Source organism: Afipia sp. OHSU_II-C1 (assembly GCF_000497575.1).
Classification (GTDB): domain Bacteria; phylum Pseudomonadota; class Alphaproteobacteria; order Rhizobiales; family Xanthobacteraceae; genus Afipia.
In genome coordinates this window covers 60,629-81,812 of sequence record NZ_APJI01000001.1, presented here as the reverse complement: position 1 = coordinate 81,812, position 21,184 = coordinate 60,629, and the positions used below count along the sequence as shown (strand labels likewise).

Annotated in this window: 20 protein-coding genes; 13 read left to right on the top strand and 7 right to left on the bottom strand. The window is 61.9% G+C overall.

The features are described from left to right. The first annotated feature begins 36 nt into the window (after window positions 1-36). The 4 genes from I554_RS0100345 to I554_RS0100330 are packed head-to-tail and all read left to right on the top strand — an operon-like array spanning window position 37 to window position 5,095. Window positions 37-705, top strand: coding sequence for an ABC transporter ATP-binding protein (locus tag I554_RS0100345; protein ID WP_034462005.1), 669 nt, complete (start codon window positions 37-39; stop codon window positions 703-705). Then, complete coding sequence (locus I554_RS0100340) at window positions 702-3,164, top strand: ABC transporter permease (RefSeq protein WP_024573829.1); 2,463 nt, start codon at window positions 702-704, stop codon at window positions 3,162-3,164. The genes I554_RS0100345 and I554_RS0100340 overlap by 4 nt, the downstream gene beginning before the upstream one ends. After that, window positions 3,154-4,242, top strand: a complete 1,089-nt coding sequence (locus I554_RS0100335; RefSeq protein ID WP_024573830.1) for a lipocalin-like domain-containing protein — start codon at window positions 3,154-3,156, stop codon at window positions 4,240-4,242. Before I554_RS0100340 ends, I554_RS0100335 begins: the two co-directional genes overlap by 11 nt. Window positions 4,243-4,255: 13 nt before the next feature. Continuing rightward, a complete protein-coding gene (locus I554_RS0100330) occupies window positions 4,256-5,095 on the top strand; it encodes an aldo/keto reductase (protein WP_024573831.1) in 840 nt (279 codons plus the stop codon). Here I554_RS0100330 and I554_RS0100325 read toward each other — a convergent pair. Then, window positions 5,092-5,850 (bottom strand): sulfite exporter TauE/SafE family protein, encoded by a 759-nt coding sequence (locus I554_RS0100325; protein ID WP_024573832.1) that lies wholly within the window; start codon window positions 5,848-5,850, stop codon window positions 5,092-5,094. The two genes, I554_RS0100330 and I554_RS0100325, sit on opposite strands and share 4 nt — an antisense overlap. Before the next feature lie 122 nt (window positions 5,851-5,972). Between I554_RS0100325 and I554_RS0100320 the strand changes: the two genes are divergently transcribed. After that, complete coding sequence (locus tag I554_RS0100320; RefSeq protein ID WP_024573833.1) at window positions 5,973-6,227, top strand: hypothetical protein; 255 nt, start codon at window positions 5,973-5,975, stop codon at window positions 6,225-6,227. Here I554_RS0100320 and I554_RS0100315 read toward each other — a convergent pair. Then, window positions 6,181-7,137 carry a LysR family transcriptional regulator gene (locus I554_RS0100315; RefSeq protein ID WP_024573834.1) on the bottom strand — a complete coding sequence of 319 codons (957 nt, stop codon included), beginning with the start codon at window positions 7,135-7,137 and terminating at the stop codon, window positions 6,181-6,183. The genes I554_RS0100320 and I554_RS0100315 overlap by 47 nt on opposite strands. A 135-nt stretch (window positions 7,138-7,272) precedes the next feature. Between I554_RS0100315 and I554_RS0100310 the strand changes: the two genes are divergently transcribed. The 6 genes from I554_RS0100310 to I554_RS0100285 all read left to right on the top strand — a co-directional run bounded on the left by I554_RS0100310 (window position 7,273) and on the right by I554_RS0100285 (window position 12,816). Next, window positions 7,273-8,076, top strand: a complete 804-nt coding sequence (locus tag I554_RS0100310) for a putative hydro-lyase (RefSeq protein WP_029659346.1) — start codon at window positions 7,273-7,275, stop codon at window positions 8,074-8,076. A 67-nt stretch (window positions 8,077-8,143) separates the two neighbouring features. After that, the gene (locus tag I554_RS0100305; protein ID WP_029659345.1) at window positions 8,144-9,391 is read left to right on the top strand and encodes an ABC transporter substrate-binding protein; all 1,248 of its coding nucleotides are present in this window, start codon (window positions 8,144-8,146) and stop codon (window positions 9,389-9,391) included. Between the two features lie 108 nt (window positions 9,392-9,499). Then, the gene (locus I554_RS0100300; RefSeq protein ID WP_024573837.1) at window positions 9,500-10,378 is read left to right on the top strand and encodes a branched-chain amino acid ABC transporter permease; all 879 of its coding nucleotides are present in this window, start codon (window positions 9,500-9,502) and stop codon (window positions 10,376-10,378) included. Then, the gene (locus tag I554_RS0100295; RefSeq protein WP_024573838.1) at window positions 10,378-11,388 is read left to right on the top strand and encodes a branched-chain amino acid ABC transporter permease; all 1,011 of its coding nucleotides are present in this window, start codon (window positions 10,378-10,380) and stop codon (window positions 11,386-11,388) included. The genes I554_RS0100300 and I554_RS0100295 overlap by 1 nt, the downstream gene beginning before the upstream one ends. Then, the gene (locus I554_RS0100290) at window positions 11,385-12,119 is read left to right on the top strand and encodes an ATP-binding cassette domain-containing protein (RefSeq protein WP_024573839.1); all 735 of its coding nucleotides are present in this window, start codon (window positions 11,385-11,387) and stop codon (window positions 12,117-12,119) included. The genes I554_RS0100295 and I554_RS0100290 overlap by 4 nt, the downstream gene beginning before the upstream one ends. Next, window positions 12,112-12,816: an ABC transporter ATP-binding protein gene (locus I554_RS0100285; protein WP_024573840.1), complete on the top strand. Its 705-nt coding sequence runs from the start codon at window positions 12,112-12,114 to the stop codon at window positions 12,814-12,816. The genes I554_RS0100290 and I554_RS0100285 overlap by 8 nt, the downstream gene beginning before the upstream one ends. Here I554_RS0100285 and I554_RS0100280 read toward each other — a convergent pair. The 5 genes from I554_RS0100280 to I554_RS0100260 all read right to left on the bottom strand — a co-directional run bounded on the left by I554_RS0100280 (window position 12,805) and on the right by I554_RS0100260 (window position 18,668). Continuing rightward, on the bottom strand, window positions 12,805-13,596 hold the full coding sequence (locus I554_RS0100280) for an alpha/beta hydrolase (RefSeq protein ID WP_024573841.1): 792 nt from the start codon (window positions 13,594-13,596) through the stop codon (window positions 12,805-12,807). The genes I554_RS0100285 and I554_RS0100280 overlap by 12 nt on opposite strands. A 3-nt stretch (window positions 13,597-13,599) precedes the next feature. After that, the gene (locus I554_RS0100275) at window positions 13,600-14,895 is read right to left on the bottom strand and encodes an O-acetylhomoserine aminocarboxypropyltransferase (RefSeq protein ID WP_024573842.1); all 1,296 of its coding nucleotides are present in this window, start codon (window positions 14,893-14,895) and stop codon (window positions 13,600-13,602) included. A gap of 68 nt (window positions 14,896-14,963) precedes the next feature. Beyond that, a complete protein-coding gene (locus I554_RS0100270; protein ID WP_024573843.1) occupies window positions 14,964-16,388 on the bottom strand; it encodes an amidase family protein in 1,425 nt (474 codons plus the stop codon). A gap of 132 nt (window positions 16,389-16,520) precedes the next feature. Then, window positions 16,521-17,747: an ABC transporter substrate-binding protein gene (locus I554_RS0100265; RefSeq protein ID WP_024573844.1), complete on the bottom strand. Its 1,227-nt coding sequence runs from the start codon at window positions 17,745-17,747 to the stop codon at window positions 16,521-16,523. A 48-nt stretch (window positions 17,748-17,795) separates the two neighbouring features. Continuing rightward, window positions 17,796-18,668, bottom strand: coding sequence for an SDR family oxidoreductase (locus I554_RS0100260; protein ID WP_024573845.1), 873 nt, complete (start codon window positions 18,666-18,668; stop codon window positions 17,796-17,798). A 107-nt stretch (window positions 18,669-18,775) separates the two neighbouring features. Between I554_RS0100260 and I554_RS0100255 the strand changes: the two genes are divergently transcribed. Beyond that, the gene (locus I554_RS0100255) at window positions 18,776-19,588 is read left to right on the top strand and encodes a crotonase/enoyl-CoA hydratase family protein (RefSeq protein WP_024573846.1); all 813 of its coding nucleotides are present in this window, start codon (window positions 18,776-18,778) and stop codon (window positions 19,586-19,588) included. An 11-nt stretch (window positions 19,589-19,599) separates the two neighbouring features. Further along, window positions 19,600-21,138: an acyl-CoA synthetase gene (locus I554_RS0100250; RefSeq protein ID WP_024573847.1), complete on the top strand. Its 1,539-nt coding sequence runs from the start codon at window positions 19,600-19,602 to the stop codon at window positions 21,136-21,138. Window positions 21,139-21,184 lie beyond the last annotated feature (46 nt).

The window sequence follows — 21,184 nt, the reverse complement described above, 5'->3', positions numbered from 1 at the left end:
GATGCTTCATGATGTACGGCGAAGTCGGCTTTATGTATGATCGCCGCAACCATGCTGACCGTTCGCAACCTCACCAAATCCTATCGGACGTCGGAGGAGCAGCTTGCGGTGTTGCGCGGCGTCGATCTTGCGCTGGCCGCGGGCGAGAGCGTGGCGCTCACCGGTGAATCCGGCAGCGGCAAGAGCACCCTTCTTCATCTGATCGCGGGCCTCGATAAAGCGGACAGCGGCGAGGTTTGGCTCGACGGCGCGCTGGTGTCCGATCTGTCCGACAGCGACCGGGCAGCGATGCGGCGTGACCGGCTGGGTCTCGTGTTCCAGCAGTTCAACCTCATTCCCAGTCTTCGGGTCGCCGACAATCTCGCGTTCCAGGCGCGGATCGCCGGCCGCCACGATCCGGTGTGGCAGGATGAACTGGTGCAGCGGCTCGGGCTTCGCACGCTGCTCGACCGCTATCCAGAGCAACTCTCCGGCGGGCAGCAACAGCGTGTCGCCATCGGGCGCGCACTGGCGATCAAGCCGCTCGTGCTGCTGGCCGACGAGCCGACCGGAAATCTCGACGAAGCCACCGCCGACGATGTGCTGGCGTTGGCGCGCGATCTGGTCGCGCGCACCGGCTGCGGCTTTCTGATGGTGACGCACAGCGAGCGGCTTGCCGCGACGCTCGACCGGCGGGTGCATCTCAGCGCGGGGCGGATCACATGACGCGTCCGTTCTGGATTCTGGTCGGCCTTTTGAGCCACTGGAAGCGGCACCGGATGCAGCTTGCGACCTTGCTGGTCGGATTGATTTCGGCGACTGCGTTATGGAGCGGAGTACAGGCGCTCAACCAGCAGGCGCGCAATAGCTACGACCGCGCGGCAGCTACATTCGGCGGCGGCAACACCGCAATGCTGGTCGGGCGCGACAGCCCTGCATTTCCGCAGCAGTTGTTTGTTGATCTGCGCCGCGCCAACTGGCCGGTGTCGCCGGTGGTCGAAGGCCGGGTACTAATGGGCGGCCGGTCGTCCCGGTTATTAGGAATTGAGCCTGTCTCGCTGCCTCCGGGGGCGGGGTCAGCGCCCGAACTCGGGCAGGCGGACTTGCAGAAGTTCATCGCGCCGCCTGGCCAAACGCTGGTCGCACCGGAAACGCTGGCGGATTTGAAAATGCACGAGGGCGCATCGCCGCAGATAAACGGCATGTCACTGCCGCCGCTCGTGGTGCAGGACAATCTCGCGCCGGGCGTGCTGGTGGTCGACATCGGCGTCGCGCAGCGCATTCTCAAAATGCCGGACCAGATCTCGCGGCTTCTGGTCGGCGACATGCGCAGCGGCAAGCGTCCTCCACTTGCGCAGGTCACCGGCAGCAAACTGTTGCTGGTGGAGGCAGGCGCACCGAGCGACCTCGAGCGCCTCACCAGCAGTTTTCACCTCAATCTGACAGCGTTCGGTCTGCTGTCGTTCGTGGTCGGTCTGTTCATCGTTCATTCTGCGATCGGGCTCGCGTTCGAGCAGCGGCTGCCGATGCTGCGCACGATGCGCGCCTGCGGCGTGTCGGCGAGGGCGCTGACCATTGTGCTCATCACCGAACTGGTGTCGCTTGCACTGCTGTCCGGTGTTATCGGGTTGATCTTCGGCTATGTCGTCGCGGCCTTTCTGTTGCCGGATGTCGCGGTCAGTCTGCGCGGATTGTATGGCGCGCAGATTCCGGGACATCTGTCGCTGCGGCCAGGCTGGTGGCTGTCGGGCCTCGGCATGAGTGTGCTCGGCGCGCTGCTCGCGGCGGCGGCGGGGCTCTATCGCGTCTACCGTCTGCCGGTTCTTGCTGCGGCGCAGCCCTATGCCTGGCAGCAGGCGCAGCACCGATGGCTGATGCGGCAGGGCGCCATGGCCGTGGCGGTCGCTTTCGTCGCTGCGGCCTGTCTTTACTTCGGTGACTCGCTCACATCGGGATTTTTGGTGCTTGCGGGGATGCTGCTCGCGGCGGCGCTGGCGTTGCCGGTGCTGCTTGGCATGGTGTTAAGTCTGGGTCAGCGCGGCACCGTCCGGCCTGTCGTCAAATGGTTCTGGGCCGACAGCCGGCAGCAACTTCCCGGACTGTCGCTGGCGCTGATGGCCTTGCTGCTTGCGCTCGCGGTCAATGTCGGCGTCGGCACCATGGTGCAGAGCTTCTCGCGAACCTTCACCACCTGGCTCGACGACCGGCTTGCGGCGGAGGTCTATCTGAACGCGAACAGCGATGCGCAGGCCGTGGAGATCGTGCGGTGGCTGCGCCAGCGCCCGGAAGTCGAAGCAATCCTGCCAGCCTGGCGCACCGACGTGACGTTGGACACGTTGCCGGTGGAGATTCTCGGCTTCGCAGATCACGCGACCTATCGTGAGCGCTGGCCGCTGCTGGAATTCATGCCGGGCGTTTGGGATAAGGTGCGGGCGGGCAAGGGTATGCTGGTCAGCGAGCAGCTTGCGCGGCGCTTGAAAGCCGGTCTCGGCGATCACGTTGTGCTTCCAGCGGTAACGGGGCCATGGTCCGTCATGGTTGCAGGGATTTATCCCGACTACGGCAATCCCAAGGGGCAGATCGGCATCGATATCGATGCGCTCGCGGCGCATTGGCCGGACATCGCGCGGACGCGGTTCGGCCTGCGTGTGACCCCCGCGAAAGTGCCTGAACTCGTCACGGCGTTGCGCGAAAAATTCGGTCTCGACACCAGCCGTCTGCTGGATCAGGCGACGCTCAAGGCTGAATCGACGCGCATCTTCAATCGTACATTCTCGGTCACGACCGCGCTGAACGCATTCACCCTCGGTGTCGCCGGGGTCGCGCTGCTGACGAGTTTGCTGACGCTGAGCAACAGCCGGCTCCCGCAATTGGCGCCGTTGTGGGCGCTCGGACTGACGCGGCGGCGGCTTGCAGGGATTGAACTTCTGAAAACGATGTCGGTCGCATTCATCACCGCGCTGCTGGCGCTGCCGCTCGGCTTGCTGGTGGCGTGGTGTCTGGTGGCGGTGGTGAACGTCAAGGCCTTCGGATGGCGGTTGCCGTTCCATGTCTTCCCGGCGCAACTGGCGCAATTGCTTGTCGTGGCTATGCTGGCGGCACTGCTCGCGACATGTCTGCCGATCCTGCGCCTGATGCGTCTGCAACCTGCAACTCTTGCGAAGATATTCGCCAATGAGCGCTGATTTTCGCACCAGCCGCCGTTCGTTCCTCGGCGGCAGCCTGCTCGCAAGTCTCGGTGGTACGCTGGCGCGCGCCCAGGGCTTTGCAGGACTGGGCGGCGAGAGCGAAGGCTTTGCGGCCGTCGTGCCCGGCAAGGTGCTGGAGTTCCCGCGCGAACACGGTCCGCATCCGGATTACCGGATCGAGTGGTGGTATCTCACGGCGAATCTGAAGGACACAAACGGCGCGCAGTGGGGCGCGCAATGGACACTGTTCCGGCAGGCGACGGCGCCGGACGCACAACGAGATGGCTGGGCCAATCAGCAGATCTGGATGGGACATGCCGCCATCACCAGCGCAAGTGTTCATCGCTATGCCGAGAAGTTCGCGCGCGGAGGTGTGAAGCAGGCGGGCGCGGAGGCGTCGCAGTTTCATGCATGGATCGATTCATGGGAGATGCGCGGGCTTGAAGATTTCAACGCGCGGAACGTCGCGCCGCTTGCCGTCTCGGCATCGGGATCAGATTTCAGCTACACCCTGAATCTCACTGCGGATCGTCCGCTGGTGCTTCAGGGTGAGGGCGGTTACAGCAAGAAATCGGAACGTGGTCAGGCGTCGTATTATTTCAGTCAGCCGTATTTCAAGGCCACGGGCGCGATCATACTGGGTGACAGGCAGATCGCCGCCACCGGCGACGCCTGGATGGACCGTGAATGGAGCAGTCAGCCGCTGGCGTCCGACCAGACCGGATGGGACTGGTTTTCGCTGCATCTCGATTCAGGCGAGAAAGTCATGCTGTTTCGTCTGCGTCAGAAAGACGGACGGAACTATTTCGCCGGAAACTGGATTGAGCGCGACGGGCACTCGGTGCCGCTTCCGCCGGATTCGATCGTCATGACACCGACCGGGTTTACCACCATCGAGAACCGCAAGCTGCCGACGTCATGGACCGTTGCGATCGCGGATCGCGGACTGAAGATCGAGAGCATGCCACTCAATGCCAAAAGCTGGATGGGAACGCGCTTCGCCTATTGGGAAGGCCCGATCAATTTCAAAGGCAGCCATGCAGGTGTCGGCTATCTTGAAATGACGGGTTACTGAGAAAGAACACAGAATGAAGCAGAAGCCATTCGGCCAGACGGGACAGCAAACCTCAGTCATCGGGCAGGGCACCTGGTACATCGATCATGGTGACCGCAAATCTGCGGTGACGGCGCTGCGCTGCGGCCTCGATCTCGGCATGACCCATATCGACACCGCAGAGATGTACGGCGATGCCGAACTTGTGGTCGCGGAGGCGATCAACGGCCGGCGCGACGATGTGTTTCTGGTCTCAAAAGTGCTGCCCAGCAATGCTTCGCGCAAGGGGACGATCCAGGCGTGCGACCGTTCGCTGAAGCGGCTCAAGACCGACCGTCTGGATTGCTACCTGCTGCATTGGCGCGGATCGTATCCGCTGGAAGATACGGTCGCTGCCCTCGAAGAACTGGTCAGTGCGGGAAAGATCGGCTCGTGGGGTGTCAGCAATTTCGATGCGGGCGATCTTGCGGAGCTGGCCGATGTTGCGGGCGAGGGACGTATCGCCTGCAATCAAGTGCTCTATCATCTGAACGAGCGCGCTATCGAACATTCGGTGATCCCGTGGTGCGAGGCGCATGGCGTGGCGGTGGTGGCGTATTCGCCGTTCGGACACGATGATTTTCCGGCTCCGCAGTCGACTGGCGGCAAGGTCCTGCATCAGATCGCTGCAAGGTACAATGCAACGCCGCGTCAGGTGGCGCTGAGTTTTCTGGCGCGATGGCCGTCGGTGTTCGCGATTCCCAAGGCATCGTCATCGGATCATGCGGCGGAAAATGCGGGTGCGGGAGACATCACCTTGACCGAAAGCGACATGGCAGCGCTGGACAAGGCGTTTCCGCTCGGCCGTGAACCGCGCAGCCTGCCGATGCTCTAGATTATTGCTGCGACGCCCTGCCAGAGCAGCAGCAACGAGATGATGAACAGCAGCACATAGGCGATGTTGTAGAACAGTCCGGTCGGCGTCTTGCGGACCAGCCAGATGCCCGCGAAGTTTGCGAGCACCGCGATCGGCAGCAACAACAGCGAGGTCGCGAAATTCTTTGTGGTGAACTGATCGAGCATGAAATAGGGCCCGATTTTCAGGACATTGACGACCGCGAAAAAGATTGTGGTGGTGCCCACCAGCGTCAGCTTCGGCAGCCGCTGCGGCAGAACATGCACCTGAAACGGCGGCCCGCCGCCTTGTGTCATGAACGAAGTGAACCCCGAGACGCCGCCCCAGAATACTCCGCTGACCGCGGTTGCCGGATGCGGCTCGATCCGCCCGCGGCGCACCCAGGTGTTGGCGACAAAGGCGAGCCCGATAATGCCGATGATGATGCGGACAAGGGCGTCGGACAAATGTGAGGCTAGCAACCAGCCGAGCGCCATGCCGGCGATCGCGCCGGGCAGCATGACTTTCAGATTCCATCCATCCCAATCGCGCCGGTAGACGTAAATCGAGATCACGTCCTGCGTAATCAAAATCGGCAGGATCAGCGCAGCGGCTTCCAGCGGCGGAAGATAAAGTGCCAGCAGCGGGGTCGACGCGATGCCGAGCCCCGAAAAGCCGCCTTTGGCTAGTCCCAGCAGGATCACCGCCGGAACCGCCACGAAATAGAACAACGGCTCGGTGATGATGGTATGCACGTCATGATTCCGTCAGATAGCTTTCACTTAGGCCTCAAAAAGCCCGTCCAGATCAACTGCTATCGCCGCGCAGAATGCAGGACGCCCTTGTGGGTTTGCCATGGCGACAATACATATCGGCCATGCCCCGCTACTTCTTCAACACCCGTATTGGCGAGACGCTTATTCCGGACCCCGAGGGCGAGGAACTGCGCGACCCGGATCACGCCTGGGAGGTCGCGCGTGCGACCATCCGGCAGATCCTTCAGGAAGAGGGCAAGGAGCCGGGCCTGCTGTCGGCGTCGCTCGAAGTCACCGACGAAGCCGGCGAAATCGTGCTCGAGTTTCCGTTCAGCGAAGCGCTCGAGATTCCGGACGAGCCACAGTCGCGGCACTGATAGCGCGCTGGGGCACCGCAGGGTCGTCTTCGCCCTGCGCCAGCTTGGCGGCAACATCGGCGACCAGTTCAGCGGCAAGCGTGTCGGGTGATGCCAGCCAGCTCGCGGCGAATGTCAGTGTCGGGACATGCAGGTCGGTGGACAAGAGACAGAGCTGGCCTTCCGCCAGTTCACGCTCGACGATCGCTGTCGGGATCACTGCGACTCCCAAACCATCGGTCGCCATGCGGATCACCGTTCCCAGTGAGGCGCTGGCGTGCAGCCTTGTGTGAGGCAGATCGGGCCGATTGAACAGGGATCTCACGATTTCATATGGCTGCGTCTTGCGTGCGAATGTAATGATCGCGAACTGCGCCAGATCATGCACCGTCAGCACGCGGTCGCCGAGACCAAGCATGGGGCTCGCGACAAACGAAATCGGATAATCGCACAGCACGCGGTTGCGCACGTTCGAGAACGACAACGGCCCGAGACAAAAAGCGAGATCGATCTCCTGCGCCAGCAGCCGCGCGCGAAGATTCGGCGTGATGTCGACTTCGACTTCGAGCGACAGATTTGGATGTGTGCTTGCAACGCGTTCGATCAGTTGCGGCAACCAAGTGTGAACGATCGTCTCGGAAACGCCGAGACGCAGGATGCCGCGCATCGCGGATCGATCCATCACCGCGGCCAGCATCTCGGACCGCAGCGCGATCAGCTTCTCGGCATACTGCATCATCTGTCGTCCGCTCGGCGTCGGCATGACAGTGCGGCTGTCGCGTTGCAGAAGTTTCACCCCGATCTCGCTTTCAAGCTGGGCGATGCGTTGCGAGATCGCGGGCTGTGTCGTGTTGAGCTTTCTCGCAGCGCCGCCGAAGCTTCCGAGCGTCACCACCCAGAGAAATGTCTCGATTGACTTGAAATCGACCATGCCTGTTTATCCAGCTGCCTATTAGTCCAGCTTATCGTTTCTTATAAGAAAACACGACTAGACTTTATCGAATGGCAATGATCCACTCTTTTCTGCGAGAAATGGAGTGGTCTTATGCTTTCGGCGGCTCAACAGATGTCTCCAACCGGTCAGCGCTCTGGCGTCGATCTCCCGAGTCGGGACGCGCGGCTGGCCTATCGGTCCGGCAAGGTGGGGGTCACCGCCGGCGTCGCGCCGGGCTTCGTTCAGGGCAATCTCGCCATCCTCCCGGAAAAACTCGCTTCGTCGTTCCACCGGTTCTGCCAGCTCAATCCCAAGCCATGCCCGATCATCGGTATGTCGGAAGTCGGCGATCCCCGCATTCCGGCGCTCGGCGTCGATCTTGATCTGCGCACCGATCTGCCGCGTTACCGGATCTGGCGCGATGGAAAGCTGGTGGAAGAGCCGACTGACATCATGGCGCACTGGCGCGACGATCTCGTCGCCTTCGTCATCGGCTGTTCGTTCTCGTTCGAGGAAGCGCTGATCGCGGACGGACTGAAGATTCGCCACATCGAGGAGAAGCGGAACGTCCCGATGTACCGCACCAACGTTGCCTGCGCGTCCGCAGGTCCGTTCGCGGGGCCGCTGGTGGTGTCGATGCGGCCGTTCAAGCCTGCGGAAGCGATCCGGGCGATTCAGATCACCACTCGTTTTCCGGCTGTGCATGGTGCGCCGGTGCATTTCGACAAGCCGGAGATGATCGGCATCAAGGATATTTCCAGGCCGGACTATGGTGACGCAGTAAGCATTCAGCCCGATGAAGTGCCGGTATTTTGGGCGTGCGGAGTGACACCGCAATCGGTCATTCTGCAATCGCGGCCTGACTTCGCGATCACTCATGCGCCGGGCCATATGCTGGTGACGGACGCTCGCAATTCGGAATTTTCGATTCAGTGAAGTTTGCTCAACCAGCCGCCAAGCCTTTGCCTGACATAAGGCTTCGTCACACACAGGAGTATTGTTGATGAATCGTCGCGAAGTGTTGTTGTCCGGTGTTGCGTTGTCTTTGGCCGGTGCTGTCGGAACGCGCGCCGTCGCGCAAGGCAGCGAAGTCCTGATCGGCTGCATCTGGCCGCTGACGGGGCCGACCGCCCAGATCGGCGCCGATGCGCGCCACGCGCTGGAGACCGCGGTGGACATCGTCAACGGGTCGCACGATCTCGATCTTCCGATGGCCAAGAATGCGGGCCTTGCGGGTCTCGGCGGCGCCAAGATCAAGCTGGTGTTCGCCGACCATCAGGGCGATCCGCAGAAGGGCCGTGCCGAAGCCGAGCGCCTGATCACACAGGACAAGGTGGTCGCCATCTGCGGCGCCTTCCATTCGTCGGTGTCGGCAACGGTCAGTGCCTCCTGCGAGCGCTACGGCATTCCCTATGTTGCCGCCGACTCTTCATCGCCGAGCCTGCATCGCCGTGGCCTGAAGTTCTTCTTCCGCCCCGCCGCGCACGACGAAATGTTCTCGCTCGCGATGTTCGAGTTCATGGATGCGCTCAAGAAGAAGGGCAAGAAGATCGACAGCGTCGGTCTGTTCTTCGAGGATACGATTTTCGGCACCGACTCGTCTAACGTGCAGCGCAAGCTCGCCGCAGACCGGGGTTACAAGGTAGCCGTCGACATCAAGTATCGCGCCTCTTCGCCGTCGCTGACCGCCGAAGTGCAGCAGATCAAGAGCGCCAATCCTGATGTGCTGCTGCCGTCGAGTTACACCACCGACACGATTCTTCTTATGAAGACCATGGATGAACTCGGTTACAAGCCGAACAACATTCTCGCGCAGGCTGCGGGCTTTTCCGACAAGGCGACCTTCGACGCGGTGGGGGACAAGCTCAACGGCATGATCTCGCGCGCCAGCTTCTCGCTCGATCTCGCCGCCAAGCGCCCGTCGGTCGGCAAGGTCAATGAAATGTTCAAGGCGCGCGCCAACCGCGACCTCAACGACAACACCTCGCGGCAGTTGACCGCGTTGCTGGTGGTTGCGGATGCCATCGATCGGGCGAAGTCCACCGACGGCGAGAAAATCCGCGCGGCACTGGCGGCCACCGATACGCCGGGCGAGAAGACCATCATGCCGTGGAAGCGCATCAAGTTCACCGCTGAGGGCCAGAACGACGACGCTGACCCTGTATTGCTGCAATATCTCGGCGGAAAATTCATCACCGTGTATCCGGCGCAGGCGGCAATCGCCGAGCCGAAATGGCCGATGAACGGCTGAGGTGCGACAAGGCGCTGTCTTCAAGGCAGCGCCTTTTTCCTGAATGCTACGATCCGTAGTTCCCGGCGGCGGGGCCGCCTTGCACCTTTCCGCGATGGATTGCTTCCGGTGACGACACAGGCTTTTCTTCAAGTGATCGCGAGCGGCCTTCTGATGGGGCTGATCTACGCGTTGATCGCGGTCGGCCTGTCGCTGATCTTCGGTCTGATGGATGTGGTCAACTTCGCGCACGGCGAATTCCTGATGCTCGCTATGTATGCGACCTTCGGGCTGGTGCTCATGACCGCGCTCGATCCTGTCGTGCTGGCGCCGCTGGTGGTGGCGCTGATGTTCGTGCTCGGGGTATCGGTGTACGCTGGCATCATCCGCTACGCGATGCGCGCCAAGGCAAACCCCGGCATGGTGCAGATTTTCGCGACCTTCGGCCTCGCTCTGCTGATCCAGGGACTGGCGCAGTACTTTTTCACGCCAGACTACCGCAACATCGCCAACACCTGGCTCGGCGGCAAGACGCTTAATCTAGGCGGCGTGTTTCTGCCCTGGCCGCAGATATTCGGCGGGGCGGTCTCGCTGGCGGTGTTCGCCGGTCTTTACTGGCTGATCACGCGCACCGACTTTGGCAAGGCGCTTGAAGCCACGCGCGAGGATCAGGGGGCGGTGGCGCTGGTCGGCATCGACCGCAACCGCGTGTTCGCGCTTGGCTGGGGGCTCGGTGCCGCATTGGTCGGAATTGCGGGCGCGGTGCTGGCGATTTTCTACTACATCCATCCGCAGGTCGGCGGCACCTTTGCGCTGATCGCCTATGTCACGGTTGCGCTCGGCGGTTTCGGCAGCATCTTCGGCGCACTCGTGGCCGGTGTAATCGTCGGGCTGGTTGAGGCGCTGACCACGCTGATCCTTCCGGCATCACTGAAATCGGTCGGCGTTTACTCACTCTATCTGCTGGTCCTATTCGTCAGGCCGAGCGGCCTGTTCGGGAGGCTGTGATGACCCAGAACACTGTCACCAACTCCTCGATGTCGTCATTTGTCGCTGGCCGGCGGCGGCAACTTCTGACGGCGCTCGCCGTGTTCGCGATGATTGCGCTGGTGCCGCGTCTGGTCACCGATGTCTACATGATGAACGTGCTGATCCTGACGCTGCTGTTCGCAGCACTATCTCAGAGCTGGAATTTGCTCGGCGGTTACTGCGGTCAGGTGTCGCTCGGACATGCGCTGTATTTCGGGATAGGTGCCTACGCGACCAGCATTCTTTATGTGAAATTCGGCATCACCCCGTGGGGCGGACTACTCGCGGGCGGGATTATCGCCGCGCTGATCGCGCTGGCGCTCGGCTATCCGTGCTTCCGGCTCAAGGGGCACTATTTCTCGATTGCGACCATCGTCATCGCCGAGATCGGCCTGCTGCTGTTTCATAACTGGGATTACGCAGGCGCCGCGCTCGGCATCCAGTGGCCGTTCACGCCGGATTCATGGTGGACCTTGCAGTTTGCGCGCGACAAGGCGCCGTACTTCTATTTCGCCCTCGCATTGTTCGCGGTGACCTGGCTGGTGACATTCGCCATCGTCGAGTCGAAGTGGGGTTACTGGTGGCGCGCCGTAAAGGACAACGCGGAGGCGGCGGAAAGCCTTGGCGTCACGATCTTCCATTCCAAGATGGCGGCGGCGGCGATCTCGGCCTTCTTTACCGCTGTTGGCGGCGGCTTCTACGCAGCGTTCGTTTCCTACATCGATCCGGACAGCGTGATGCATTTCCGCTTTTCGCTGCTGATGGCGCTGCCCGCCGTGCTCGGCGGCGTCGGTTCGCTATGGGGGCCGGCGATCGGCGCGCTGATCCTGATCCCGCTGGCCGAACTGACACGCTCATATCTGGGCGGGTCGGGCTCGGGTCTCGATCTCGTTATCTACGGCGGGCTTGTCATGATCGTCTCGCTGACGCGGCCCGAGGGCATTCTCAGCATCATCAAGCCGCCGGCTGCGCGCGGAGCGGCGTCATGAGCGAGGCTCCGCTGATTACTTGCCGCAGCGTGACACGCCGTTTCGACGGCCTTGTTGCTAACGACTCCATCGATCTTGACGTCAAGCGCGGGGAAATCCTTGGGTTGATCGGTCCGAACGGTGCAGGCAAGTCGACGCTGTTCAACCTGATCGCAGGCGCGTTTCCGGTGTCCTTCGGCGTGATCGAATTCGACGGGCGGGACATCACACCGCTGCCTGCGGCCGACCGCTGCGATCTCGGCATTGCGCGCACGTATCAGGTGCCGCGCTCGTTCGATTCCATGTCGGTGGTCGAGAATGTCACCGTCGGTGCGTTTGTGCGCTATCCGGGCGTATTGCAGGCCCGCGCCAAGGCGCTCGATGTGCTCGACTATGTCGGTCTTGCGGCCCATGCCGATGCCTCCGCGGCGGATCTCACGCCGCCGCAGAAGCGCCGGCTTGAAGTTGCGCGCGCGCTGGCGACCGAACCGAAGCTGTTGCTGCTCGATGAAGTTTTGACGGGCCTCACGCCGAGTGAGGCGGCGGCTGGCGTCGAATTGATCCGCAAGGTGCGGGAGACCGGCGTCACGGTGGTGATGGTCGAGCATGTCATGGAAGTGGTGATGCCGCTGGTGGACCGTGCCGTGGTGCTGCATCTCGGCAAGGTTCTGGCAGAAGGACTGCCGAAGGAAGTCGTGCGCGACGAGAAGGTGATCGCGGCCTATCTGGGGGATCGTCATCGTGTTGCTTGATGTCGCGAACCTCACTACGGCCTATCGCGGTCTGATCGCGATTTCGGATATTTCAATCAACGTCGATTCCGGCGAGATTGTCACGGTTGCGGGAGCGAACGGAGCTGGCAAGTCCACATTGCTGAAATCCATCGCCGGAATGGAGAAGCCGAAATCAGGGGTGGTCAATTTCGTTGGCGAACGGATCGACACCATTCCGGCGCATCTGATCACCGCGCGGGGGCTGGCCTTCGTTCCGGAAAACAAGCGGTTGTTTCCGCGGCTCAGCGTGGCGGACAATCTGCGGCTTGGCAGCTACCTGCATCGCGGCAGCCCGGATCGCGACAGCCCGCTGGAATTCGTGTTCAAGCTGTTTCCGCGTCTGGAAGAGCGCCTGTCGCAGCGTGCGGCAACGCTGTCGGGCGGGGAGCAGCAGATGCTGGCGATTGCCCGCGCATTGATGACGCGGCCGCGACTCTTGATGCTCGATGAGCCATCGCAGGGCATCATGCCGAAACTGGTCGATGAGATTTTCCAGGCGGTGCAGCAGATCCGCAATAACGGCGTCACCGTTCTGCTGGTCGAGCAGCGGCTGTCGGAGAGTCTTGAAATCTCCGACCGCGCTTATGTGTTGCAAACCGGCAAGGTGGTGATGAGCGGCCCCGCGGCCGAAATCAAGTCCAATCCGGAAGTGCGGCGCATCTATCTAGGCATGTGACGCGATCAGCGCCTTCAGCACATCGTCAGGCCGCTCCGCCGTCATCATATGACCTGCGCCGGGCAACACGACCGGGTTCGACCCCGCAATCGCGGCAGCGAGTTGCTTGCCCGATTTGAGCGGCGTCATCATATCGCGCTCGCCGAGAATGAGCGTGGTGGGGGCGGTGACCTTCGCCGCGGATTCCATTGCCGCCTTGTAGTCGTTGCAGGCCGCGAGATCGTTGTGGAGCACGCCGGGTGCGTCGCGCTCCAGCACTCGCTGTCCGCCGCCCATCATCCAGAGGCCCGGAGCCTGTGAGCCGCCCAGACCAGCCGCGAATCCGAAACCCCAGATCGACACCATGTCGATGGCATCGTGGTTGTTGTCCTTCGCTGCGTTGAGCAGGTCAGGGGACACCGGCATCGCACCGCCGACGCCGATCAGCGAGAGAGAGGAGACCTTGTCCGGGTAGCGTGCTGCGGCATCGAGCGCGATCAGCGAGCCCATCGAATGACCGACAAAACCGGCCTTCTTCGCACCGGCCGCTTCGATCAGCTTGATTGTCCAGTCCGCCATTCCGCCGATAGACGAAATGAGGTGTCCCTCGGAGCGTCCATGTCCCGGAAGATCCGGCGCCAGCACACTGTAACCGTGATGCGAAAACCACCGGCTGAACAGCGCCCACATCGAATGATCGAAACCGGCGCCGTGCAGAAAGACCACCAGCGGCAGTTCCGGATTGAAAGACTTGCCGCCCGTTGTCGCGAAAACCTTGGCGCCGTCCACAGTCAAAATCATGTCTCAAGCCTTCTGTGAAAAGCGCAGTGCCTGGCCGAGGTCGCCAATGATGTCTTCGGCGGCTTCGATGCCGATGGACAGGCGGATCAGTTCTTCGCCGATTCCTGCGACCTTCAACTGTTCGGCGTTCATCTGCTGATGCGTGGTGCTGGCGGGATGAATAACCAGCGTCTTGGCGTCGCCGACGTTTGCCAGATGGCTGGCGAGTTTCAGCGCCTCGATGAACTTGCGGCCTGCGTCGCGCCCACCCTTGATGCCGAAGGTGATGATCGAGCCGGCTCCGCGCGGCAGCAGTTTTTTGGCAAGCTCGTGATCGGGATGGTTGTCGAGCGACGGATGCAGCACCCACTCGACGGCGTTGTTCGATTTAAGAAATTCCAGAACGGCGACGGCATTCTCCACATGGCGCTGCATACGGACGTGAAGGGTCTCGACGCCTTGCAGGATCTGGAATGCGTTGGTCGGCGACAGGCACGCGCCGAAATCGCGCAGGCCTTCGGCCCGGGCACGCATGATGAATGCCTGCGGGCCAAACTCCTCGCTAAAGACGATGCCGTGATAGCCAGCATAAGGCGTGGTCAGCGTTGGGAACTTGCCGGACTTCTCCCAGTCGAAATGGCCGCCGTCAACGATGACGCCGCCGATGGCAATGCCGTGTCCGCCAATCCACTTGGTGATCGAGTTCATCACGATGTCTGCGCCGAGCTCGATCGGGCGAGAGAGGTAGGGCGTCGCAAACGTGTTGTCGATCAGCAGCGGAATGCCCGCGTCGTGCGCGATCTTTGCGACCGCAGGAATGTCCAGTACTTCGAGGCCGGGATTGCCGATGGTCTCGCCGATCACGAGCTTGGTATTCGGCTTGATCGCGGCGCGGATGCCATCGAGGTCGCGCGGCTTCACGAAGGTCGTGGTGATGCCGAAGCGCGGCAGCGTGTGCGTCAAGAGATTGATGGTGCCGCCATAGAGCGAGGCGGACGCAACGATATGGTCGCCCGCGTTCAAAATGGTCGCAATCGCCAGATGCAGCGCGGCCATGCCGCTGGCGGTGCAGACCGCGCCGACGCCGTTTTCAAGCGCCGCGAGCCGTTCCTCCAGCACCGCAATGGTCGGGTTGGAAATGCGGGTATAGATGTGGCCCGCGCGTTCGAGGTTGAACAGCGCGGCAGCATGATCGGCATCCTGGAAGACGTAGGACGTCGTCTGATAGATGGGCACGGCGCGCGAGCCGGTGACCGGATCAGGATGCTGGCCCGCATGCAGGCTGAGCGTATCGAACGCAGGTTGTTTTGGCGCTGCCATTTATCTTCTCTGGTTGCCGGGTGCCGTATCTTTCACGCAGGGCGGTCGATTGCAAGGCCGCTTCGGGATCACTTGCCCGGCCGGGGATCGATCGGAGTGATGGCGCCAAGCCCGAGGATATTTTCCAGCAGCTTGCCGCCTGCGAGCGCCCGGGCCTCGCCGCGAGGTGGCGCGACGATCTGCAATCCCACCGGCAGGTTCTCGCGGGTGAACCCGCAGGGAATCGACAGACCCGGGCAGCAGGCAATGGTGATGGCGGACACGATGGCGAGCCAGCCGACGTAGTTGTCGAACTTCACGCCGTTGCATTCGGCGAGATAGCGCTGCTCGACCGGGAACGGCGCGACGATGGTGGTCGGGCAGAGCAGCAAATCGTAGGTCTCGAAAAAGGCGAGGGCACGGTTCATCAGTGTGACGCGCTGGGCCTCGGCACGTTCGATGTCCGCGAGCGTCAGTTTGAGACCTTCCTCGATGTTCCAGATTACTTCCGGCTTCAACTGGTCGCGGTGAGACTTGAGCAGCTTGCCTTTGGTCAGGACATAATCGTAGGCGCGCAGCACATGGGCGCAGGCGACCGCCTCGCTGAAATCCGGATGGGCCTCTTCGACGATGACGCCAGCCTCTTCAAAGCGCTGCGCGGCCTTGCGCGTGATCTCGGCGACCTCGGGGTCGACGGGCGAAATGCCAAGGGTAGCGGAATAGGCAATGCGCCTCGGCTTCGCGCCGGATCGCGCTGCGGAGAGAAACGATGTCGGCAATCGAGGCAGGGACAGCGCGTCGCCCGGATGCTCGCCGGACATGGCGTCGAGCATCAGCGCCAAATCCTCAACGTTCCGCGCCATCGGACCATCAGCGCTCAGCGTGCGATCGACCTTTGCGGTTTGCGAATGCGCCACTCGACCGATGCTGGGGCGCATGCCGACCACGCCGCAGAAGCTGGCGGGATTGCGCAGCGAGCCGCCGACGTCGGTGCCGTGGGCGAGCCAAGCCGTGCCGCTCGCAAGTGCTGCCGCGGCACCGCCCGAGGAGCCGGATGCGGAGCGGGACAGATTCCACGGGTTGAGCGTCGCGCCGAACACTTCGTTGAAGGTCTGCGCCCCGGCGCCGAATTCCGGGGTGTTGGATTTGGCGTAGACGATCGCGCCGTTGGTTTCGAGGCTCTCGACCACGATGTTGGACTTGGCCGCAACGACATCCTTGAAAATCGGCGATCCCTGCGTGGTCCGCACACCTGCGACATCGGTCAGGTCCTTGATGGGCACCGGCATACCGGCAAGCAGGCCGCGCTCGCCGGCCGGCTTCTTCATCAGCTTGTCGGCGTGGTCGCGGGCGCGGTCGAAGCAGAGGATGGGGAGGGCGTTGACCCCGCCGTCCACTTTGCGAATTCTGGCTTCCAGCGCATCGAGCAGATCGTGGGGCGTAATCTCGTTCTTGCGGAGCCGTTCGACGATGTCGCAGGCCGTCGCCCGCACGAGTTCTTCACTGGATCCCACGAAATCGCCTCCCGCTTATGGGCTTCTTGGGTGGCCAATATAGCGGGAGGCATCGCAATGGCGAGGCGAAATTAGGCGATATCCGCCTCGCTCAACTCAGGTCACGTCAGCGCGGTGCGCATGGTCGCGGGCTTACCGCTCGCCTCCGGCTTCGCCGTCGATCACAGCGCCGAACAGCTCCCAGCGCTCGCCCTTGAAGCGCATCAACTGCAACTGCTCGATGGGCGAGAAGTCCGTCGCGCTGGTCTTGATCAGGACGCCGGGCAACATGCCGCCTTGCTGGATGCCGTTGATGCTGGCGGCCTGCTTCATGACATTGGCGCGGGTGAGATCGTCGCCGCATTGCTTCAGCACTGCGGCCATGGTCTGCGCCATGTTGTAGCCTGTAAGAGCGGAGCTGTCCGCGACGTTTGCTTCCGGGACATACTTGGCGAGGAAGGCCTTGTATTCTTTCATGCCGGGATCGTCGTTCCACTGCGGGTCCGATGTATCCTTGGCGTAGGCTGCGGAAATGACACCCTGCGCGTTATCAAATCCGGCAGGCTTCATCACGGTTGCCGTCGAGGCGCTGACGTTGGTGATGATCTGCATCGGTTTCCAGCCGAGTTCGCCCACCTTCTTGATCGTCTGCGCGCCGAACTTCGGCGTGGTGAAGATCACGAGAACGTCCGGGTTCAGGGATTTAATCTTGACGATGTGCGAGTCGATGGTCGGTTCGGACAGTTCATAGCTCTCCTCGATAACGATCATGGACTTCTTGGCGCCGAGACCATCCTGGATGCCCTTGAGGTAGTCCTTGCCGAAATCGTCGTTCTGGTAGAGCACGGCGATCTTGGCGTCGGGCTTCTCCTTTAGGAGAAATTTCGCATAGATGCGACCCTCGCTTTGGTAGCTCGGCAGCCAGCCCATGGTCCATGGAAACGCCTTCGGATCATTCCATTTGGTAGCGCCGGTGGCGAGGAACAGATGCGGCACCTTCTTCGAATTCATGTATTTCTGAATTGCAGAATTCGACGGCGTGCCGAGTGCGCCGAACACCAGCAGCACCTCGTCGCTTTCGACCAGCTTGCGGGTCTGCTCCACCGCTTTCGGCGGGCTGTAGGCGTCGTCATATGAAATGAAGTTGACCTTGCGGCCGTTGATGCCGCCCTCGTCGTTGATCTTCTTGAAGTAGCCTTCCATCGCCTTGCCGACGACGCCATAGGCCGAGGCGGGACCGCTGTAGGGAATGATATTGCCGATCTTGATTTCGGTATCGGTCGCGCCGGTATCGTATTTTTTCTGGGCCATCGCACTCCCGGTGGCGGCAACCAGAAATCCTGCGGCAACGGCGGCGCATAGCGGTTTCGTCAAGCGCATTCAGTGGTCTCCCTGTTTTGTTTTTTTGTTTGTGGACGGGGCAAGGCGCTACGCGCGCTTCGCCTTGTCCTTTTCGTTCTGCGCCATGATGGCGTCGCGTGCTGCGCTCCAGTCGGAATCCTTCCAGTCGCGCAATTGGTAGAAATTGCCGCCCATCGCCAGCGCCTGCGCGCCATCCATTGCGATGGTCTCGCCGTTGATCCAGTCGCAGCCGCCGGAAATCAGGAACGTTGCGAGGTTTTGCAATTCTTCCATGGTTCCGACGCGGCCCATCGGGTTCATGGCGATGGTTCGCGCACCGGCTTCGTCGCCGGGCTTGATGCGCTTGCTCATGCCTTCGGTCGGGATTTCGCCCGGTGCGATGGTGTTGAGGCGAATGCCGTAGCGGCCCCATTCGGTTGCCAGCGACATGGTCATGGCGTGGATCGCGGATTTGCTCATGGCTGAGGGGACGACGTAAGGGCTGCCGTTGCGCACCCATGTCACTGTAATCGACACGACATTGCCGCGATGGCCGCCGGCGATCCAGCGCTTGCCGACAGCGTGGGTGACGTAGAACGTTCCGTGCATCACGATGTTGGCGACCGCGTCGAAGCCGCGCGGCGTCAGATCCTGGGTGCGCGAAATGAAGTTGCCCGCGGCATTGTTGATCAGGTCGGTGAGCGGGCCGTCCTTGAATGCGCTTTCGATCATCGCATCGACGGCGGCGGCATCGCGAATGTCCACCCCGTGAGCGGTGACCTTGCCGCCATGAAGTTTCATCAGTTCGGCGGCGGTTTCCTCGCAAACGCCTTTGCGGCGTCCGCAAATGTGGATTTCCGCGCCAAGGCTGAGGAACCTGGCGGCCATAGCCTTACCGAGGCCGGTGCCGCCACCGGTCACCAGAATCTTGCGGCCCGCGAGAAGTCGATCTGTGAACATGGTGCAATCCTCCCAGAATTGCTTTTCTTCATTAGTTAGTTGATTAATTAAAACAGCATGCGCTAATCCTGTAAAGAGAAGAGATCAAAAACAACAGGAGAAACGCCATGACTGCCGCAAACGATCGCATCACGGTTTCGATGTCGGAGGGGGTCGCCGACGTCCGTCTGGTCCGTGGGGACAAGATGAACGCGCTCGACGCGGCGATGTTCAATGCGCTGGTGGATACAGCGGCGCGGCTCAAGACCGAGAAGGGCTTGCGCGCGGTGGTGCTGTCCGGCGAGGGACGGGCGTTCTGCGCCGGGCTCGATATGGGGCGTTTTGCCGCAATGGGCGACGGCTCCAGCGATCTGCGGGATCTCGCCAAGCGGACGCACGGCCTGACCAATCATTCGCAACAGGCGGTGTGGGGCTGGCGGCAGCTGCCGGTTCCAGTGATTGCAGCTGTGCACGGCGTTGCATTTGGCGGCGGCTTCCAGCTCGCGCTCGGCGCCGATATGCGGTTTCTCGCGCCGGACGCGCGCATGTCGATCATGGAAATCAAATGGGGGCTGGTGCCCGACATGGCGGGAACGCCGATTCTCGCCAGTCTGGTCCGCGACGATATTCTGCGCGACCTCACTTTCACTGGCCGGATTTTCTCCGCGCAGGACGCGATGAGCTACGGTCTGGCCACGCGGATTTGCGACGATCCCCGTTCGGTCGCGCTGGAAACCGCGCGCGAGATCGCCGGCAAGAGTCCGGATGCCATCCGCGCCATCAAGCGGATGCTGAACAATCTCTCCACGGCCAATCCCGGCCCGGCGCTGCTGGCGGAATCCGTCGAGCAGATGAAGCTGATGGGATCGCCCAACCAGACAGAGGCGGTGCGTGCCAATATCGAAAAGCGCGCGCCGAAGTTTGCCGACGGCTCGAATTGAACGGCTGCGACATGTCGGGGTTAGCGACGGGCATCGTCAGCGGCGAGCGCCGCAAGTCCCGTGACGAGGTGAATGAACGTGCACGCCTGATCGCGGGCGGGCTCGAACGGCTCGGCATCAGGCAAGGTGACAGCGTCGGCATCCTGATGCGCAACGACATTGCGTTTCTTGAGACTGCCTATGCGGTGATGACGCTCGGCGCTTACGCCGTGCCGATCAACTGGCACTTCAGGCCGGACGAGATCGCCTACGTCATGGGCGATTCCGGCGCGCGCGTTCTGATCGGCCATGCTGATCTATTACACGGGCTCGACGGCGTCGTTCCTGTCGGCGTCACGATGCTCAGCTTGCCGCCGCCGCCAGAAATCGCTGCGACATACCGGATTGATGCGGTGTTGCGCGCGACGGCGCGCGGAACACTCGATTTCGATACATGGCTTGCGCAGCAGACGCCCTACAATGGACCCGCACTGCCGCAGCCGCAGAACATGATTTACACGTCCGGCACCACAGGGCACCCCAAAGGCGTCAAGCGTTATGCACCGACGCCGGAGCAGAGTGCGTCGATGGAAGCGATGCGCGCGCTGATCTATGGACTTAAGCCGGGCGTGCGCGCCTTGCTGCCGGGCCCGCTGTATCATTCTGCGCCGAACGCATTCGGCCTGCGCGCGGGGCGGCTCGGTGATGTGACGATCCTGATGCCGCGCTTCGAGGCCGAGGAGTTTCTGCGCATCATCGACCAACAGAAGATCGACAACGTCTTCATGGTGCCGACCATGTTCACCCGGCTGCTGAAGCTGCCGGAGCACGTCCGCAAGTCCTACGACGTCTCATCGCTGCGTCACGTCATCCACGCGGCTGCGCCGTGCCCCGCGGATGTGAAACGGGCGATGATCGAATGGTTCGGTCCGGTGATTTTTGAGTTCTACGGCAGCACGGAATCCGGCGCGGTGACATTCGCGAGCTCGGAAGATGCGTTGAAGAAACCGGGCACGGTGGGCAAGATTTCACCGGGAGCTGAACTCCGCTTTCTCGGCGAGGATGGCCGGATATTGCCGCAGGGCGAGATCGGCGAGATTTACTCGCGCATCGCCGCGAACCCCGACTTCACCTATCACAACCGGCCCGAGAAGCGCTCTGAGATCGACCGCGACGGCTTCATCACGAGCGGCGATGTCGGATACATCGATGCCGACGGCTACGTTTTCATCTGCGATCGCAAACGCGATATGGTGATCTCGGGCGGCGTCAATATCTATCCGGCGGAAATCGAAGCGGTGCTGCACGGAATTTCCGGTGTCCACGACTGCGCCGTGTTCGGCATTCCCGATGACGAGTTCGGCGAGGCGCTGATGGCGGTGGTGGAGCCGCAGCCCGGAGCCGTGCTCGACGTCGCGGCGATCCGTGAGCAACTCAGGATTTCGCTGGCGGGTTACAAGGTGCCCAAGCACATCGAGATTCAGACCGGTTTGCCGCGCGAGGATTCGGGAAAGATCTTCAAACGGCGGCTGCGCGATCCCTACTGGGAGCGGGCCGGGCGCAGGATCTAGACGTTTTCAACCGGGGCCCGCCTGTCGTGAAGAAAATACGAAAAAA

Coding starts and splice junctions, on each gene's coding strand:
- I554_RS0100320 (WP_024573833.1), top strand. CDS start 5,973: ATGCCCCGCTACTTCTTCAACACCCGTATTGGCGAGACGCTTATTCCG.
- I554_RS0100275 (WP_024573842.1), bottom strand. CDS start 14,895: ATGGCAGCGCCAAAACAACCTGCGTTCGATACGCTCAGCCTGCATGCG.
- I554_RS0100295 (WP_024573838.1), top strand. CDS start 10,378: ATGACCCAGAACACTGTCACCAACTCCTCGATGTCGTCATTTGTCGCT.
- I554_RS0100310 (WP_029659346.1), top strand. CDS start 7,273: ATGTCTCCAACCGGTCAGCGCTCTGGCGTCGATCTCCCGAGTCGGGAC.
- I554_RS0100265 (WP_024573844.1), bottom strand. CDS start 17,747: ATGCGCTTGACGAAACCGCTATGCGCCGCCGTTGCCGCAGGATTTCTG.
- I554_RS0100290 (WP_024573839.1), top strand. CDS start 11,385: ATGAGCGAGGCTCCGCTGATTACTTGCCGCAGCGTGACACGCCGTTTC.
- I554_RS0100330 (WP_024573831.1), top strand. CDS start 4,256: ATGAAGCAGAAGCCATTCGGCCAGACGGGACAGCAAACCTCAGTCATC.
- I554_RS0100305 (WP_029659345.1), top strand. CDS start 8,144: ATGAATCGTCGCGAAGTGTTGTTGTCCGGTGTTGCGTTGTCTTTGGCC.
- I554_RS0100345 (WP_034462005.1), top strand. CDS start 37: ATGATCGCCGCAACCATGCTGACCGTTCGCAACCTCACCAAATCCTAT.
- I554_RS0100335 (WP_024573830.1), top strand. CDS start 3,154: ATGAGCGCTGATTTTCGCACCAGCCGCCGTTCGTTCCTCGGCGGCAGC.
- I554_RS0100280 (WP_024573841.1), bottom strand. CDS start 13,596: ATGATTTTGACTGTGGACGGCGCCAAGGTTTTCGCGACAACGGGCGGC.
- I554_RS0100340 (WP_024573829.1), top strand. CDS start 702: ATGACGCGTCCGTTCTGGATTCTGGTCGGCCTTTTGAGCCACTGGAAG.
- I554_RS0100255 (WP_024573846.1), top strand. CDS start 18,776: ATGACTGCCGCAAACGATCGCATCACGGTTTCGATGTCGGAGGGGGTC.
- I554_RS0100260 (WP_024573845.1), bottom strand. CDS start 18,668: ATGTTCACAGATCGACTTCTCGCGGGCCGCAAGATTCTGGTGACCGGT.
- I554_RS0100250 (WP_024573847.1), top strand. CDS start 19,600: ATGTCGGGGTTAGCGACGGGCATCGTCAGCGGCGAGCGCCGCAAGTCC.
- I554_RS0100315 (WP_024573834.1), bottom strand. CDS start 7,137: ATGGTCGATTTCAAGTCAATCGAGACATTTCTCTGGGTGGTGACGCTC.